Genomic DNA, 14,344 nt, shown 5'->3' on the forward strand with positions numbered 1-14,344 from the left:
CTCAAGTTCGGCGCCGAGATGGCGGTGCCCATGAGCGTGGGCCGGCTCGACTGCGAGGACGCCGACGAGGGTCGACTCCGGCTCGATCTCGAGGGCGGCGGATCCATTGAGGCTCGCGCGGTGGTGCTCGCGGCCGGCGCGCGCTACCGTCGGCTGGACGTCGAGGGTCTGGAGCGGTTCGAAGGACGCGGGATCTCCTACTGGGCGTCGCCCATCGAAGCGCGCATGGCGCTCGGGCAGGAGGTCATGCTGGTCGGCGGCGGCAACTCGGCCGGGCAGGCGGCGGTGTTCCTGTCCGAGCATGCCGCGCGGGTGCGAGTTCTGGTCCGACGCCCCCTTGAGGAGACGATGTCGCAGTACCTGATCGATCGCATCGCCGCGACGGCCAACATCGAGGTGATCGTGGGCGCCTCGGTCACAGGGCTTGCCGGGCGAGAAACGCTCGAGCGGGTGCGCTCGACCGGCCCCGAGGGCGAGGTCGAGGAGCCCATCCGACACCTCTTCCTGTTCATCGGAGCCGATCCCGCGTCAGGCTGGCTCGACGGCTGCGGCGTCGAGCGCGAACGCGGCTTCGTGGCGACAGGCGACACGATCCCGTCCGACGCGCTGGCGGAGCGGATCATCTGGAGTCATCGCCGACCGGCGCCGCTCGAGACCAGCGTGCCGGGCGTCTTCGCCATCGGCGACGTGCGTGCGGGTTCCGTGAAGCGGGTGGGCGCCGCCATCGGCGAGGGCGCGGCGGTGGTCGCGCAGATCCATGCCCACCTGGCGGCCCAACAAAGGCGGTGGTAGCCGTGCTGGCACCGCGGCCGAGCCAATTGCTGGTCGGCGTCAGCGTGGTCGAGCGGCTTGGGCGAAGATGCTGAAGCCCTGTAGAAAGGCCCGAAGCCGCTCCCGGATCTTCTCGTCGGTGAGCGAGCCGTCTTGGCCGATTGCCTCGCGCGCCCGCGATACAAGAAGCCGTTCACCGCTCCAGAGCTGGGCGCCCAGGGTCTTGAACACCGGCAGCCAGGCGCTCTGGCTCAGTATGGTGCCAAACGGACCGGGCGAGGCGCCCATCAGGGCCACGGGCTTGGCTCCAAACACGCGCGGGATGTCGGACGCTGGGCGGGACAGCCAGTCGATCGTGTTCTTCAGGACGCCGGGAATGGAGTTGTTGTACTCTGGCGAGGCGATAAGAAGCCCATCCGCAGCCGCAATGGCTTCCTTGAGCGCAGTCACCGCCTCAGGAACGCCGTCGCGTTGCTCGAGGTCGCCATTGTAGAGCGGGATCTCGGCAATGGATCGGACCTCAAGGGTCGTGCCGTCCGGCAGGAGATCACGGGCCGCCCGCAGAAGCGCCGTGTTGAAGGAGCCTTGGCGCAGGCTGCCGGAGATCCCGATAAGTGAGGTCATATGCTTGTCCTGTATGGCATAGGGTCATTGCACCGGAGCGTGGTCCTGATCCGCCCGGGCTGGTGATGGTTGATTGGTACTCTGGACGGATAACCGACTCCTAGATCTCCGCTGGCTTGGCTGGTGGCTCGTCGCTGTCCCGTCTCTCGGCCGGCCGGTCCACCACGCTACCTTCGACCAGGTGCCTCTGTGCCCTGATCTCCGCGGCCATGAAGTCCAGAAAGACCCGGACCCGCGCGGACTGGCGCAAGTCGGGATGGGTGAGAAGCCAAAGGTCAACAGCGAAGTCGGGTTGCAGAGCTTCGAGGCGCATCAGATCGGGCCGTGCATCTCCGACAAAGCACGGGAGGTGCCCGATGCCGATGCCGGCCTCGATGGCCTCGGCCAGACCCAGCACGCCGTTGAGCTTGTAGACGATCTGCTCCGGCGCAAGGTGACGCCGTTCGGCCTGCACCACCTTCAGGCTGGCGAGGTGATCGCCCAAGGCCACCCACCTTTGGTCCGCGAGCCTGGCCTGATCCACTGGTTCAGTCCCACCGAACTCGGACCTGCGCCCGTAAAGCGCCCAGGCGATACGGGCTGCGCGGCGGCCCACAAGCGTCTCGGGGGGTGTATCGGTCGCGCGAATCGCAACGTCCGCGTCACGCTTCGAGAGGTTCAGCGCCTGATTTGCGAGCACGATGTCGAGGCGCACGTCCGGGCAGGCTTGCTGGAATTTCGCGAACATGGGCGTGAGCAGATAAAGAAGGAGCGAGTCGCTGGTCGTGATCCGCAGTTCGCCCGCTGGCTTGACCTCCTGGCCGGCTATCTTGCGCGTAAAGGCGACGATATCGGCGTCGAGCCGCTGCGCCAGACCGACCATCTCCTCGCCCGCCGCAGTGAGGACGTAGCCGCTCCTATGACGCTCGAAGAGCGGCGCCCCGAGGGCCTCCTCGATCTGCCCCAGCCGGCGGAACACTGTGGAATGGTTGATCCCAAGAGCCGCGGCCGCGCTGGCCATGCTTCCGGCATCCGCAAGAGCCTTGACCAGCCGGAAGTCGTCCCAGGCGAGCGGCTTCAACGGCTGGGTCATCCGACTGCTCCGATCTTTGGAAGTGTCCCAGATCCAAGCACAGCCGAACGATCCCCCGCAATGTTATCCTTGCACAGACGCAAGCGGAAAGACGTAGCGTGCAGTTCTTCATTGCTTATCTAGGGATCACAAACCCGGGCCGGGGCGCCCGATGGAGGATCCAGATGAGCCGCAACGGACTTCACCATGTCACCGCAATCTCGGGTCCCGCCCGGCGCAATGTGGACTTCTACACTCGCACTCTGGGCCTGCGCCTCGTGAAGAAGACGGTCAACTTCGACGACCCCGGCACCTACCACCTCTACTACGGCAACGGCACCGCCGACCCCGGCACCATCCTGACCTTCTTCCCTTGGGAGCATGTGGCGCCCGGCCGCCTCGGGATTGGTGAGACGCAGGAGACGGTCTTCCGCGTGCCTGCGGGCTCGATCGGCTTCTGGACCCACCGCCTGCTCTCAAAGGGGGTGGCGCACGAGAAGCTGACCAAGCGCTTTGGCGAGACGGTGCTCGCCTTCAGGGACCCTGACGGCATGCGGATCGCGCTTGTCGCCTTGCCCGGCATCGAGCGCGAGCCCGCCTGGAGCACTGATGAGGTCCGGGCCGATGTTGCTCTTCGGGGCATCCACAGCGTGAGCCTGCTGCTGCGAGAGGTTGCGCCGACCGGCGCCATCCTCACCGACGTGTTCGGCTTCCAGGAAGTCGGGCGTGAAGGCACCACGGTCCGCTTCAAGGCCGAGGGCACCGAGGTGGGCGGCACTGTCGACATCCGCGAGGCCGGTGAGTTCCTGCGGGCCCGCCAAGGCGGCGGCTCGGTTCACCACATCGCCTTCCGGGCGGCCGACGACGAGGCCGCCTTCGCGATGCAGCGCAAGCTCGTCGAGAACCACGGCCTGCACACGACCGAGCAAAAGGACCGCAACTACTTCCGGTCGCTCTACTTCCGCGAGCCGGGCGGCGTCCTGTTCGAGATCGCGACGGACGGCCCGGGCTTCACGGCCGACGAGCCGCTCGACACACTCGGCACCGCACTGAAGCTGCCGGCCCAGTACGAGGCACGCCGCGACCGGATCGAGGCTGTACTGCCGGCCTTGGCGGACTGAGCCGCCCATGCCCTGTCCCACGTCCTTGAGGCGTGGGGCGGGCCAAGCCCACAGCACTCCATTGCCATTCGAAGCCACGATCGGCGAGGCCATTATGACGACGTCCACGACCCTGTCGCACATCCACCAGTTCGTGCCGGCGACGGATCCCGACCGGGCTCCCCTCCTGCTCCTGCACGGCACCGGCGGGGGCGAGCACGACCTGCTGCCCCTTGGGCGGGCCGTGGCGCCCGGTGCGGCGCTTCTCTCGCCGCGTGGTCCGGTGCTCGAGGGCGGCATGCCGCGCTTCTTCCGGCGCTTGGCCGAGGGCGTGTTCGACGAGCAGGACGTGATCCGGCGCGCGAACGACCTTGCCGACTTCGTCCAGGAGGCGAGGGAGAGCTACGGATTGGCTGCGCCCATCGCGCTCGGCTTCTCCAATGGGGCCAACATCGCTGCGGCGGTGCTTCAGCTTCGGCCGGGCGCACTGGCCGGCGCGGTCCTTCTGCGGGCCATGGTGCCGCTCCAATCTGCTCCCAAGGCGGACCTGAACGGCACCCCGGTCCTGATCCTGTCGGGGGGCTTGGACCCCATCGTGCCCGACGAGAACGCCGCTCGGCTGGCCGCAACTCTTGGCCAAGCCGGCGCGGCAGTGGACCACCGCACACTGCCCACCGGGCACAACCTCTCGCAAGCCGACCTGATGCTCACCAAAGCCTGGCTCGATCAACGCTGAGGCCTTCGGGCCCGCCTCAAAGGATTGCTCTCATGGAACTCACCGGCATCCATCACCTCACGGCTGTGACCGCCCAGGCGTCGCGCAACCACGACTTCTACACGCGCGTGCTGGGCATGCGTCTGGTCAAGAAGACGGTGAACCAGGACGACACCAGCGCCTATCACCTCTTCTACGCCGACGGGGAGGCCACTCCCGGATCGGAACTGACCTTCTTCGACTGGCCGGTCGGGCCCGAACGCCGGGGGACCCACAGCATCATTCGCACCGGGCTGCGCGTGGCCGATGAGGCGAGCCTGCAATGGTGGAAGCAGCGTCTCTCGGCCGAAGGGGTGACGCACGACGGCATCGTCCTCCGCGACGGTCGCCGCACGCTCGACTTCGAGGACTTCGAGGGCCAGCGTCTGAGCCTGATCGATGACGGTGGCGCCGGCGAGGCGCACGCTTGGGCCCGCAGTCATGTTTCGGCCAAGCATCAGGTCCGCGGCCTGGGGCCGATCACCATCAGCGTGCCGGATCGGGAAGGGACCGACCTCGTCCTCACCCGCGTGCTCGGCATGCGGCAGGTCCGCGACTACGCCACGCCGGGCCACGACGGCTCGCGCACCCATGTCTACGAGATGGGGCCGGGCGGCCCCGCGGCCGAGCTTCACGTCGCCGTCGAGCCAAACCTGCCCGTGGCGCAGCCCGGCGCCGGCAGCGTGCATCATGTGGCCTTCCGCATTCCGGATGCCGACTACCAGGCCTGGGCTGAGCGGCTGAGGACGCTCCGGCTGCCCTCCAGTGGCCCGGTGGACCGCTTCTACTTCCGCAGCCTTTACTTCCGCGAGCCGGGCGGCATCCTCTTCGAGATCGCGACCGACGGCCCGGGCTTCGCCACGGACGAGCCGCTCGAGACCCTGGGCGAGAGCCTCTCGCTGCCACCGTTCCTGGAAGGCCAGCGGCAGCAGATCGAGCGCGGGCTGAAGCCGCTGTGAGCGGCTCGATCGCAGCGCTATGAGTCAGCCCCTGAACAACCCTGAACCACTTGGAGACCGCCGATGAGCTGGAGCCCCTGTCCCGACCCCGTCCTGGGCGACCGATCCACCGCCGACGCCATCGAGACTCTGATCGTGCCCCGGGCCGTCGACCTGGGCGAGATGATTGTGCGCCGGGCGCTGCCCTCCACCAAGCGCCAGATGGTCGGCCCCTTCATCTTCTTCGACCAGATGGGACCTGCGGAGTTCCTGACCGATCAGGGCATCGACGTCCGCCCCCATCCCCACATCAACCTGGCCACGCTGACCTACCTGTTTGAAGGCGAGATCCTGCACCGGGACTCGCTGGGCACGGAGCAGGCCATCCAGCCCGGCGCGGTCAACTGGATGCGGGCCGGGCGCGGCATCGTGCATTCCGAGCGCACCTCCGAGGAGCGCAAGCGCCACGGCCAGAAACTCTTCGGGATCCAGACCTGGATGGCCTTGCCTGCGGATCGGGAGGAGGACAATCCGGCGTTCCTCCACCATGGCGCTGACGCACTCCCCTTGCTCGACGCGGATGGCATTCAGGCCCGCCTGATCGCCGGGCAGGCGTTCGGACTGGCCTCGCCCCTCGTCACGGCGTCCGACACGCTCTACGCCGACGTGCAGCTTGCGCCCGGCGCCCGTCTGCCCATCGAGCCCAGCTATGAGGAGCGGGCGCTCTACACCATTGCGGGGACGATCGAAGTGGCCGGCGACAGCTTCGAGCCGGGGCAGCTCCTCGTGCTTCGCCCGGGCGATCCCATCACCGTCCGGGCCACCACCGTGGCGCGGTTCATGCTGTTCGGGGGCGCTCCCATGGAGGGGCCGCGCTACATCTGGTGGAACTTCGTCTCCTCCCGGCCCGAACGCATCGCGGCCGCCAAGGAAGAATGGGCGAGGGGCCGCTTCGACACCGTCCCGGGCGACGAGGCGGAATTCATCCCGCTGCCCGACCGGCAGGACGCCCCGCAGCGCGCCACCGGCGGCGTGCTCTACCCGTGACGGGAGATGGGGGCTCTGCCCGGACCTCGCAGGCAACAACGATCAGTGTCGCGGGCGTCTACAACATCAACTCCTGATCGGCACCTCACAGACAACTGGCTCCCGCATCAGGTCCGTAGGTGGATCGAGGTCGTGCTGGTCGTAGTCTGCCGCCCGATCAGGTTCTCGAAGACGACGCTGTGCGCCTCGCTTGTAGCCGAAGGCAGCTTCGGGGCTCAGCAATATGCAGGCCATCGGTTTCGCGGGAGAGTTGCGTGGGCGATGCCGGTCGGTCAGCGCAAAGACGAACATCCCAGGGGCTCAGTTCGCCAAAGTGCAATTCCTGCCCCCGATGCCGACAGTCTCGATGTCCGGGCGAGGGCAAGGCGCGGACCTGTATCCTCAGCCTCTCTCTTGGCCTCCCTCCACGCCGATGCCCGCGAGGAAGAGTGCTACGGCCCGGGCGATCGGCTCGCGGTCCACCTGAGGCGAGGTCTCCGGCCCCGGCGGGCCGTCCAGCGGCTCGCGGGCGCCGAGCAGCGTCTGGAACCGCTGCGACCCAGTGGCAAGGTTGAGGAACAGGCGCGCCGCCTTCGCCCCCCAGATCTCGGCTTCGGCGCCGGCCACAAGATCCCGATCCCGAGCCAAAGCGGCGAGATAGCCAGCCATCATGGCCTCGGCGCGCTCGATCACGTCGCGGTGCAGCATGTGGCCAATGTCCGGGAACCGCTCGGCGAGACCCATGGCCACACGCTGAAGGCGCACGGAGCCCCTCACCGTGCAAAGCTCGCAAAAGCGCGCCGCGAAGGCCTCGAGTTCGTCCGCGGGCTCGCGGAGGTCTGAAGGGGCTTGGAGCTTGCCCAAGAACAGCTCGACCGCCTGGCCCAGGGCTGCACGGAACAGCGCCTCCTTGTTCCCGTAATGGGAGTAGACGGTGCGCTTGGTGGTGCGGGCGCGGGCGGCCACCTCATCCATCGAGGTCTGGTCGTAGCCCCGTTCCATGAAGGTCTCCATAGCCGCGTGCAGGATGGCCACGGGTAGGGGCAGGCTGTCGGTGCTCTTCATGGTCGTCTCCGTCGTCGCGCTTCGGACCCGACATGCCCGAAGATTCTCCTCTTGACCAGCTACAGGTATACTATACCGTAGAGTATACACTGGTTCGGAGAGCATCATGGTCGCCTTTCTTCTCAACGACACTGGGGTGGACGTCGCCGCCTACGAGACCAAGCCCCTGCTTTGGGTGCTCCGTGAAGACCTCGGCGTGCTCGGCCCCAAATACGGCTGCGGCATGGCCCAGTGCGGCGCCTGCCGCGTGCTGATCGACGGCGAGTCCACACCCTCCTGCATCGTGCCAGTGGGCGACGTAGCGGGCCGCGAGGTCGTCACGGTGGAGGGTCTGCCCGCAGCCGACGGGCGGCTTTCGGTGGTGCAGCAGGCCTGGCTCGACGAGCAGGTGCCCCAGTGCGGCTACTGCCAACCCGGCTTCCTCATCGCCGCCACGGCGCTGCTCTCGCAGAACCCTCGGCCCACCGACACCGAGATCGATGAGGCCATCACCAACATCTGCCGGTGCGGCACGTATCCCCGCATCCGGCGCGCCATCCACCGCGCCGCCGCTACCCTGGCGCAAGGCTGAGGAGACCAGCATGACCCGTCTCCTGTCCCGCCGCTCGTTCCTCCTCACCGGCGCCGCTCTGGGTGGCACCGCCCTTGTCGCCGCTGTGGGCGGCGTAGGGTACCTCGCCACGGTCGATGTCGATGGACCCGACGGATACATCGACGGCGACCGCGCGGTGCTCAACGCCTTCCTGACAATCCACGATGATGGACGCGTCACGATCCAGGTTCCTCGAACCGAGATGGGGCAGGGCATCCATACCGGCCTCGCCATGGTGGTGGCCGAGGAACTCGACATCCCCTTCGACAACCGCATCACGGTCGAGTTCCCCGTGGAGTTGGCTTCCGCCTACGCCAACTGGTCGGGTGCAATGGGCATGCGCCCGGAGGAGGCGCAGGGTCTGCTGGCCTGGGCCGGTCAGCGGGCGATCTCAGCGATCCCGCTCATCGCCACTGGGGGCTCCAACTCCACCATGAGTCTCTGGCATCCCATGCGGGTCGCGGGGGCCGCCGCGCGTCACATGCTGGTGGCGGCCGCTGCCGCGCGCCTCGGCGTGTCTGTGGCCGAACTCACAACTGCTGAGGGGGCCGTCCGCCACGCGAGCACGGGCCGGAGCCTGCCCTACGCCGAACTCGCGCGCGACGCGGCGTTCCTGGCGCCTCCGGACGAGCCCGCGCTCAAGCCGCGCGACCAGTGGCACCTCATCGGCCGGGCGCAGCCCCGCGTGGACCTGCCCGCCAAGGTGAGGGGCGAGCCCGTCTTCGGGGCCGATGTGGTCCTGCCCGACATGCTGCACGCTACTATCCGGCAGGCGCCTGTCTTCGGCGCGAGTGTCGCGCGCATTCGCAACGAGGCCGAGGTCCGCGCCGAGCCGGGCGTAGTGGACGTGGCGGTGGTCGATGGACGGGCCGTGGCGGTGGTTGCGGACTCCTGGTGGGCAGCGGAAACGGCGGCCTGGCGCCTCGACATTGAATGGACGGGCGCGGAGGGGACCGCAGTCTCAAGCGCCGACCTGCGCAACCGCGTCCGCGCGGCGCTCGACGTCCCCGAGCCCTATCCCACGCTGGAGGAGGGGGATGTCGAAGCCGCGATCACCGCAAGCCCGGATCGGGTGTTGGAAGCCACCTACGAGGTGCCTTTCCTCACCCATGCCTGCATGGAGCCGATGAATGCCACCGTGCTGATCCGTCCCGACGGCACCGCCGAGTCCTGGATGCCGAGCCAGTCCCCCACCTTCCTGCGCTCGGGTGTCATGACGGGCGCGGAATGGGCTGGGGTGGAGCTTGGGGAGGTCACCTGCCATGTCACCATAAACGGTGGTGCCTTCGGGCGGCGCAGCGAACCCGACGTGCCGGCGCAGGCGGCGTTCCTTGCCGCGCGCCACCCCGGGCGTCCCGTCAAGCTCCTGTGGCCGCGCGAGGAGGACATCGGGCGCGGCATGTTCCGCAGCGCCGCCGCGGGCCGGATGCGCGCCGCGCTCGGGCCCGACGGCTTGCCGCTGGCATTCGACGCGCTGGTGGCGGCGCAATCGCTCACGCTGTCGGTTGCCACCCGCCGGCTGCCCTTCGCCCCGAGCCCCGACGGCGACTTCCTCTCCGTCGAGGGCCTCGACAAGGCGCATTATGCGTTGCCTGCCCGCCGGGTGAGGAGCGTTCACGTCCCCTCCCACCTGCCCATCGCCTTCTGGCGCTCGAATGGCTACAGCTTCGGGACCTTCTTCACCGAGTCTTTCGTGGACGAGTGCGCCCATGCGGCGGGACAGGACCCGCTGGCCTACCGGCGTGCGCTCCTGCGGGACAGCCCCCGCCACCTCGCCGTGCTCGACCGGGTGGCGGCCCTGGCGGAGTGGGACCGGCCTTTGCGGCCTGGGACCGAGGGGGCGGCACGCGGGCGCGGCATCGCTCTGGAGCAATGTTACGAGAGCGTCGTGGCCCAGGTGGCCGAAGTCAGCGTGGCTGCCGACGGCGCGGTCCGGGTGGACCGGGTGCTTTGCGCCGTGGACGTGGGCACGGTGGTCAACCCGGACGCGGTGGCCGCGCAGATGGAGGGCGGGATCGTCTGGGGCCTGACCGCGGCGCTGATGAGCACGCTCACGCTGGAGGACGGCGCGGTGGTGGAGTCGAACTTCCACGACTACCCCGTCCAGCGGCTCCATAACGCGCCTGAGATCCAGGTGGAGATCGTGACCAGTGACCTGCCGCCGGGCGGCGCCGGCGAGCCCGGCAACGTTCCTACCGCCGCCGCGGTGGCCAACGCGATTTTCGCGGGGACCGGTCGGCGGCTTCGCACGCTGCCCCTCACCCAGGTCGAGACCATCGGCGAGCGGCGCACCCGCACCGTTCTGCCCGCAGCCGAGGAGGCCTGAGATGAGACGGGCCGACACGATGGACTGGGACGACGACCTTGACGACGAGGTGCGGCCCCGACTCTTCGCGGCGGCGCGGGCCGGCGAGGCCGTCGGGCTGGGCACGATCATCGCCGCCGACGGTGGGCCTCGGCCGGTGGGCGCGCAGATGGTGGTGACGGCCGACATGCGCCGTGGCGTCCTCTCGGGAGGCTGCATCGACGCGGACGTCGCGCGCCACGCCCGCGAGGTCCTGGCCGGCGATGGGCCGCGCCGCCTCGTCTACGGCCGCGGCAGCCCGTTCCTGGACTTGGCGCTCCCCTGCGGGCGCCGGCTTGAAGTGCTCGTGGAAAGGATCGAGCCGGATGACCCTGCTGTGCATGCGCTGGAACGCTTCAGTCAGCAGCGACAGCGCGCGGTCTGGCTCAGCGACGGCCATGCGCGTGCGTGCCGACAACTCACCGACGAGCCGTCCGATGGCGAACCCTGGGCCGCCCGCGTGGTCTTCGAGCCCCGCCGGCACCTGATCGTGGTGGGGTCCGATGCCTTTGCTCGCGCCATTGCCGCCCTGGGCCTGCGGACCCGGTGGGAGGTGACGCTGGTCGGGGCGCTGGACTCGGACAGGGTGCCGGCGGGCCTGCGTGTCGTCACCGGTCGGCTCGAACGCGCGCTCGCCACCTGTCATATGGACCGCTGGACCGCCGTCGCGGTGGCCCTCCACGACACCGAGGCCGAGGTCGAGGCACTTGATCCAGCCCTCCGGTCGGACGCCTTCTATGTGGGCGCCCTGGGCTCCCGCTCCCGCTTGGTCGAGCGGCGTGAACGGCTTCAGGAGGCGGGCCTCGGAGCCCAACCGATCGACCGTCTTCACGCACCCATCGGCCTGCCTCTTGGGGGCACCTCGCCCCGCGAGGTAGCCCTGGCGGTAATGGCCGAGGTCGCTCAGGAGGCCCGTCGTTCTCTCTTGGCTTATTTCCAGCCGGGGGGTCTCGCACCTCAGGCGATGGCGGCGCTGGCCGTGACACCCCGGCCCGACGTGCGGGGGAGCCTGTTGCGATGAGGACGCCGAGCCTTCCGCGATGCCATGCCATCGTGCTGGTGGCGGGCGCCGGACGGCGCTTCGGGGGCGGCAAGCTCACCACTTGTTGGCGGGGTCGCCCTCTCGTCGCCTGGGCCGTCGAGACGGCGCTCGCTGCCCCGGTCGAACGGGTGACGGTTGTGACGGGCTGCGGGGCCGATGCGGTCGAAGCGGCCTTGGCGCCTTGGTGCTGCGACCGGCTGACCTTTCTTCGAACGGCGCAGTGGTCCGAAGGGATGGGCCGATCACTCTCGGACGGCGTGGCAAGCCTGCCGCCGGACTGGACGGCCCTCCTTGTCGTGCTGGGCGACATGCCAGCAATTCCGTCGCACCTCGGCGCGGCGTTCCTCCTTGGGGTGCTCGGCGGCGCACCCGCGGCCCTGCCGAGCTTCGAGGGACGCGATGGCCACCCTGTGGCCCTGAGCCGGACATTTTGGGACCGCCACGGCCCGACCACCGGCGACGCCGGACTCCGGCGTGCCCTGGCGAGCCAACCAGGCGTCCTCCGCCTGCCCACCCAGGCGGGTGGCGTTCGCTTCGACATCGATAGCCCCGCCGACCTTGATCGGCTTCCCCAAACCCATGCCGGTGACCGCAGGGGCGGGCGTCCGGTCACCTCCCAAGCCTTCGTCCCTCCTACTTCACCCCTGACAGAGAGACCTCGATGACCATGACCCACGATCCCGAGCCGAACTTCAGTCGCTCGGCCACGACAAAGCCAACTGCGCCTACGAACAACACGATTGAAGGTCGTGTGAAACAGCGCTGGATCCCAGCCCTGATGCCCTCCCAAGAGGGCCGCACCGCTGTGGTCACTGGGACTGGCGGCCTCGGGTTAGAGACGGCAGTGGCCCTTGCCCGCACCGGGGCCGAGGTGATCGTAGCGGGGCGCGACCCGGCTAAGGGCGAGGCGGCGCTGGCGCGGATCCGGCGCGAGGCACCCGGAACTCGGGTCGACTTCGAACGCCTCGACCTCGCCAGCTTAGCTTCCATAGCTGCATTCGGCGCCCAGCTGAGGAACACGCGCGACCGCATCGACCTCCTCATCAACAATGCCGCCGTCATGGCGCCGCCCAGGCGGCGCACCACTCAGGACGGCTTTGAGCTTCAGTTCGGCACCAACCACCTGGGCCATGTGGCGCTCACTGCGCAACTCCTGCCGCTCATGCACCGGGCCCCAGTGCCGCGCGTCGTGAGCCTGTCGAGCGTTGCTGCCCGCGGGGCCGCGATGGATCTGAGCGACCTCCAATCCGAGAGGGACTACGTGCCCATGACGGCCTATGGGCGCTCTAAGCTCGCGTGCCTCCTCTTTGCCTCGGAGTTGCAGCGCCGCAGCGACGAGGCAGGCTGGGGGATCACCAGCATCGCGGCCCATCCTGGCGTCTCCCGCACCGAGCTGCTGCCCAACGGCGCGGGCTCCCGGAGCGTCCCGGGTCTCGTGCGCCGGTTCCTGCCCTTCCTCTTCCAGCCCGCAGCCCAAGGCGCCTGGCCCACGCTCTTCGCTTCCACTGCGCCCGAAGCGCAGCCCGGTGGCTACTATGGCCCGGACCGACTGGGCGAGACGCGTGGCCACCCCGCGCCGGCCCGCCTGCCCGCGGGCGCTCGGGACGGGGCCGTCGCGGCCCGGCTGTGGAGCCTATCGGAGGAACTGGTGGGCATGCGCCTGGGCGAGGCTCGGTGACGCCGCGCCGCGGCAGAACCTCATATGGCAGTGACAAGGAGAACGGACATGCAAGGCAGCAAGGTGGTCGCCATTACCGGGGCAAGCAGCGGCATGGGCGAGGCCATCGCGCGGACCCTCGCCGCCCGGGGTGACCGGGTGGTCTTGGGCGCGCGCGGCGAAGCCGCGCTGGCCCGCGTCGGGGGCGAGATCCGCGCCGCTGGTGGCGAGGCCACATGGCGGCTCACCGACGTGGCGCGGCGTGACGAGGTCAGCGCACTGGTCGCCCATACGGTTGCGACCTACGGACGGCTCGACGTGTTCGTGGCCAACGCCGGGGCCATGCCGATCGGGCCCCTAGACGCTCTCGCCGTGGATGATTGGGAGCTCATGGTGGACGTGAACATCAAGGGCGTGCTCTGGGGGATTGCCGCAGTGCTCCCGGTGTTCCGCGCGCAAGGCTCGGGGCACTTCATCGCCGTGGCCTCGACGGCGGCGCGCAAGGTCGTGCCCGGCATGGCGGTCTATGCAGGTACCAAGGCAGCGGTGGCCGCCATCTGCGAAGGGTTGCGGCAGGAGGTGGCGGGCGAGTTCCGCGTCACTACCCTTTTCCCCGGCTACACGGCCACCAACTTCGCCGATCATGTTCGCGACGACGGATTGCGCGCCCAACTCGCCGCCGGCGCTGCCATCGCCATGCCGCCCGAGGCGGTGGCCGCAGTCGTGGCTTTTGCTATCGACCAGCCCGAGGGCGTGAGCATCGGCGAGATCGTCCTGCGTCCCACGGCACAGGGGTGAGCCCGCGAGACTGCTGACCGCCAGGCGTTACCCTCTCGAACAAGATGACCGTCTCGCCGGGGATCATGATCGTGAAAGGCCATAGCGTATGAAGGCGCGTGGCGCTCGGGCTGATCATGGGATCATGGCGGTCGCCTGCCAACGCCGAGCCTCGTCTGAAAAGACGATACTCCGCACCCCGGCTCGGAGCGGAGCGGAGAGCCTCCGCGGGAGCTCAGCCGTTAGGGGGCAAACTTTCCAGCGAAAATTTCGGATCACAGATACCGCACATGGAGCGGCCAATGCGTGTGCCGGCGAACCGATGAACATGCCAATGGTTCCGTTCGCCAAAGTCCAATTCCTGCCCCCGCAACCAAGTCCGAACCCCCGTCACGCCGAGTGGCGGGGGTTCGATTACTTGTTGCCACTCATGAAAGGCTTCCGCGAAGCGTAGCGAAAAATGTTCGTCATGAACGTTCAGCATACGATCGGCTGAACCAAAGTACCTTGCAGGCACCAGGTTCCGCCTCGGCCTAGGTTCAGGACCCATTGATCTGCTCGCTCCCGCTGTGACGGTGTGATTCAAGCTCCCGGTCTGAGGGG

At 68.7% G+C, this 14,344-nt stretch carries 14 protein-coding genes; 11 read left to right on the forward strand and 3 right to left on the reverse strand.

From position 1 onward, the window contains the following. Window positions 1-792: NAD(P)/FAD-dependent oxidoreductase (locus FHG71_RS21425; RefSeq protein WP_139083732.1), on the forward strand; the 792-nt coding region annotated here is incomplete at its 5' end. Window positions 793-831: 39 nt separating this feature from the next. On the opposite strand, the gene FHG71_RS21430 is transcribed toward FHG71_RS21425, so the two are convergent. Together FHG71_RS21430 and FHG71_RS21435 are read right to left on the reverse strand one after the other, a co-directional pair. Beyond that, window positions 832-1,395: an NADPH-dependent FMN reductase gene (locus tag FHG71_RS21430; protein ID WP_139083733.1), complete on the reverse strand. Its 564-nt coding sequence runs from the start codon at window positions 1,393-1,395 to the stop codon at window positions 832-834. A gap of 100 nt (window positions 1,396-1,495) precedes the next feature. Beyond that, window positions 1,496-2,467 carry a LysR family transcriptional regulator gene (locus FHG71_RS21435; protein ID WP_139083734.1) on the reverse strand — a complete coding sequence of 324 codons (972 nt, stop codon included), beginning with the start codon at window positions 2,465-2,467 and terminating at the stop codon, window positions 1,496-1,498. 164 nt (window positions 2,468-2,631) lie between these two features. Here FHG71_RS21435 and FHG71_RS21440 point away from each other — a divergent pair, with 164 nt between their 5' ends. The 4 genes from FHG71_RS21440 to FHG71_RS21455 all read left to right on the forward strand — a co-directional run bounded on the left by FHG71_RS21440 (window position 2,632) and on the right by FHG71_RS21455 (window position 6,285). Further along, window positions 2,632-3,567: a ring-cleaving dioxygenase gene (locus tag FHG71_RS21440; RefSeq protein ID WP_139083735.1), complete on the forward strand. Its 936-nt coding sequence runs from the start codon at window positions 2,632-2,634 to the stop codon at window positions 3,565-3,567. Between the two features lie 94 nt (window positions 3,568-3,661). Beyond that, window positions 3,662-4,282 carry an alpha/beta hydrolase gene (locus FHG71_RS21445; protein WP_139083736.1) on the forward strand — a complete coding sequence of 207 codons (621 nt, stop codon included), beginning with the start codon at window positions 3,662-3,664 and terminating at the stop codon, window positions 4,280-4,282. Window positions 4,283-4,314: 32 nt separating this feature from the next. Continuing rightward, window positions 4,315-5,259 (forward strand): ring-cleaving dioxygenase, encoded by a 945-nt coding sequence (locus FHG71_RS21450; protein ID WP_139083737.1) that lies wholly within the window; start codon window positions 4,315-4,317, stop codon window positions 5,257-5,259. Between the two features lie 63 nt (window positions 5,260-5,322). After that, entirely contained in the window at window positions 5,323-6,285 is a 963-nt protein-coding gene (locus FHG71_RS21455) for a pirin family protein (protein ID WP_139083738.1), read from the forward strand. 381 nt (window positions 6,286-6,666) lie between these two features. Here the strand turns inward: FHG71_RS21455 and FHG71_RS21460 are convergent, their stop codons facing one another. After that, a complete protein-coding gene (locus FHG71_RS21460) occupies window positions 6,667-7,329 on the reverse strand; it encodes a TetR/AcrR family transcriptional regulator (protein WP_176559562.1) in 663 nt (220 codons plus the stop codon). 106 nt (window positions 7,330-7,435) lie between these two features. Between FHG71_RS21460 and FHG71_RS21465 the strand changes: the two genes are divergently transcribed. The 6 genes from FHG71_RS21465 to FHG71_RS21490 all read left to right on the forward strand — a co-directional run bounded on the left by FHG71_RS21465 (window position 7,436) and on the right by FHG71_RS21490 (window position 13,762). After that, on the forward strand, window positions 7,436-7,900 hold the full coding sequence (locus FHG71_RS21465) for a (2Fe-2S)-binding protein (protein ID WP_139083740.1): 465 nt from the start codon (window positions 7,436-7,438) through the stop codon (window positions 7,898-7,900). A 10-nt stretch (window positions 7,901-7,910) separates the two neighbouring features. Continuing rightward, on the forward strand, window positions 7,911-10,247 hold the full coding sequence (locus tag FHG71_RS21470; RefSeq protein WP_139083741.1) for a xanthine dehydrogenase family protein molybdopterin-binding subunit: 2,337 nt from the start codon (window positions 7,911-7,913) through the stop codon (window positions 10,245-10,247). 1 nt (window position 10,248) lies between these two features. Further along, window positions 10,249-11,286, forward strand: a complete 1,038-nt coding sequence (locus tag FHG71_RS21475) for an XdhC family protein (RefSeq protein ID WP_139083742.1) — start codon at window positions 10,249-10,251, stop codon at window positions 11,284-11,286. Next, window positions 11,283-11,972: a nucleotidyltransferase family protein gene (locus FHG71_RS21480; RefSeq protein WP_139083743.1), complete on the forward strand. Its 690-nt coding sequence runs from the start codon at window positions 11,283-11,285 to the stop codon at window positions 11,970-11,972. The genes FHG71_RS21475 and FHG71_RS21480 overlap by 4 nt, the downstream gene beginning before the upstream one ends. 86 nt (window positions 11,973-12,058) lie before the next feature. Continuing rightward, window positions 12,059-12,985 carry an SDR family oxidoreductase gene (locus FHG71_RS21485; RefSeq protein WP_425467384.1) on the forward strand — a complete coding sequence of 309 codons (927 nt, stop codon included), beginning with the start codon at window positions 12,059-12,061 and terminating at the stop codon, window positions 12,983-12,985. Between the two features lie 48 nt (window positions 12,986-13,033). Next, the gene (locus tag FHG71_RS21490; RefSeq protein ID WP_139083744.1) at window positions 13,034-13,762 is read left to right on the forward strand and encodes an SDR family oxidoreductase; all 729 of its coding nucleotides are present in this window, start codon (window positions 13,034-13,036) and stop codon (window positions 13,760-13,762) included. The last annotated feature ends 582 nt before the right edge of the window (window positions 13,763-14,344 follow it).

The organism is Rubellimicrobium roseum (assembly GCF_006152145.1).
Lineage (GTDB): Bacteria > Pseudomonadota > Alphaproteobacteria > Rhodobacterales > Rhodobacteraceae > Rubellimicrobium > Rubellimicrobium roseum.

Coding starts and splice junctions, on each gene's coding strand:
- FHG71_RS21430 (WP_139083733.1), bottom strand. CDS start 1,395: ATGACCTCACTTATCGGGATCTCCGGCAGCCTGCGCCAAGGCTCCTTC.
- FHG71_RS21435 (WP_139083734.1), bottom strand. CDS start 2,467: ATGACCCAGCCGTTGAAGCCGCTCGCCTGGGACGACTTCCGGCTGGTC.
- FHG71_RS21440 (WP_139083735.1), top strand. CDS start 2,632: ATGAGCCGCAACGGACTTCACCATGTCACCGCAATCTCGGGTCCCGCC.
- FHG71_RS21445 (WP_139083736.1), top strand. CDS start 3,662: ATGACGACGTCCACGACCCTGTCGCACATCCACCAGTTCGTGCCGGCG.
- FHG71_RS21450 (WP_139083737.1), top strand. CDS start 4,315: ATGGAACTCACCGGCATCCATCACCTCACGGCTGTGACCGCCCAGGCG.
- FHG71_RS21455 (WP_139083738.1), top strand. CDS start 5,323: ATGAGCTGGAGCCCCTGTCCCGACCCCGTCCTGGGCGACCGATCCACC.
- FHG71_RS21460 (WP_176559562.1), bottom strand. CDS start 7,329: ATGAAGAGCACCGACAGCCTGCCCCTACCCGTGGCCATCCTGCACGCG.
- FHG71_RS21465 (WP_139083740.1), top strand. CDS start 7,436: ATGGTCGCCTTTCTTCTCAACGACACTGGGGTGGACGTCGCCGCCTAC.
- FHG71_RS21470 (WP_139083741.1), top strand. CDS start 7,911: ATGACCCGTCTCCTGTCCCGCCGCTCGTTCCTCCTCACCGGCGCCGCT.
- FHG71_RS21475 (WP_139083742.1), top strand. CDS start 10,249: ATGAGACGGGCCGACACGATGGACTGGGACGACGACCTTGACGACGAG.
- FHG71_RS21480 (WP_139083743.1), top strand. CDS start 11,283: ATGAGGACGCCGAGCCTTCCGCGATGCCATGCCATCGTGCTGGTGGCG.
- FHG71_RS21490 (WP_139083744.1), top strand. CDS start 13,034: ATGCAAGGCAGCAAGGTGGTCGCCATTACCGGGGCAAGCAGCGGCATG.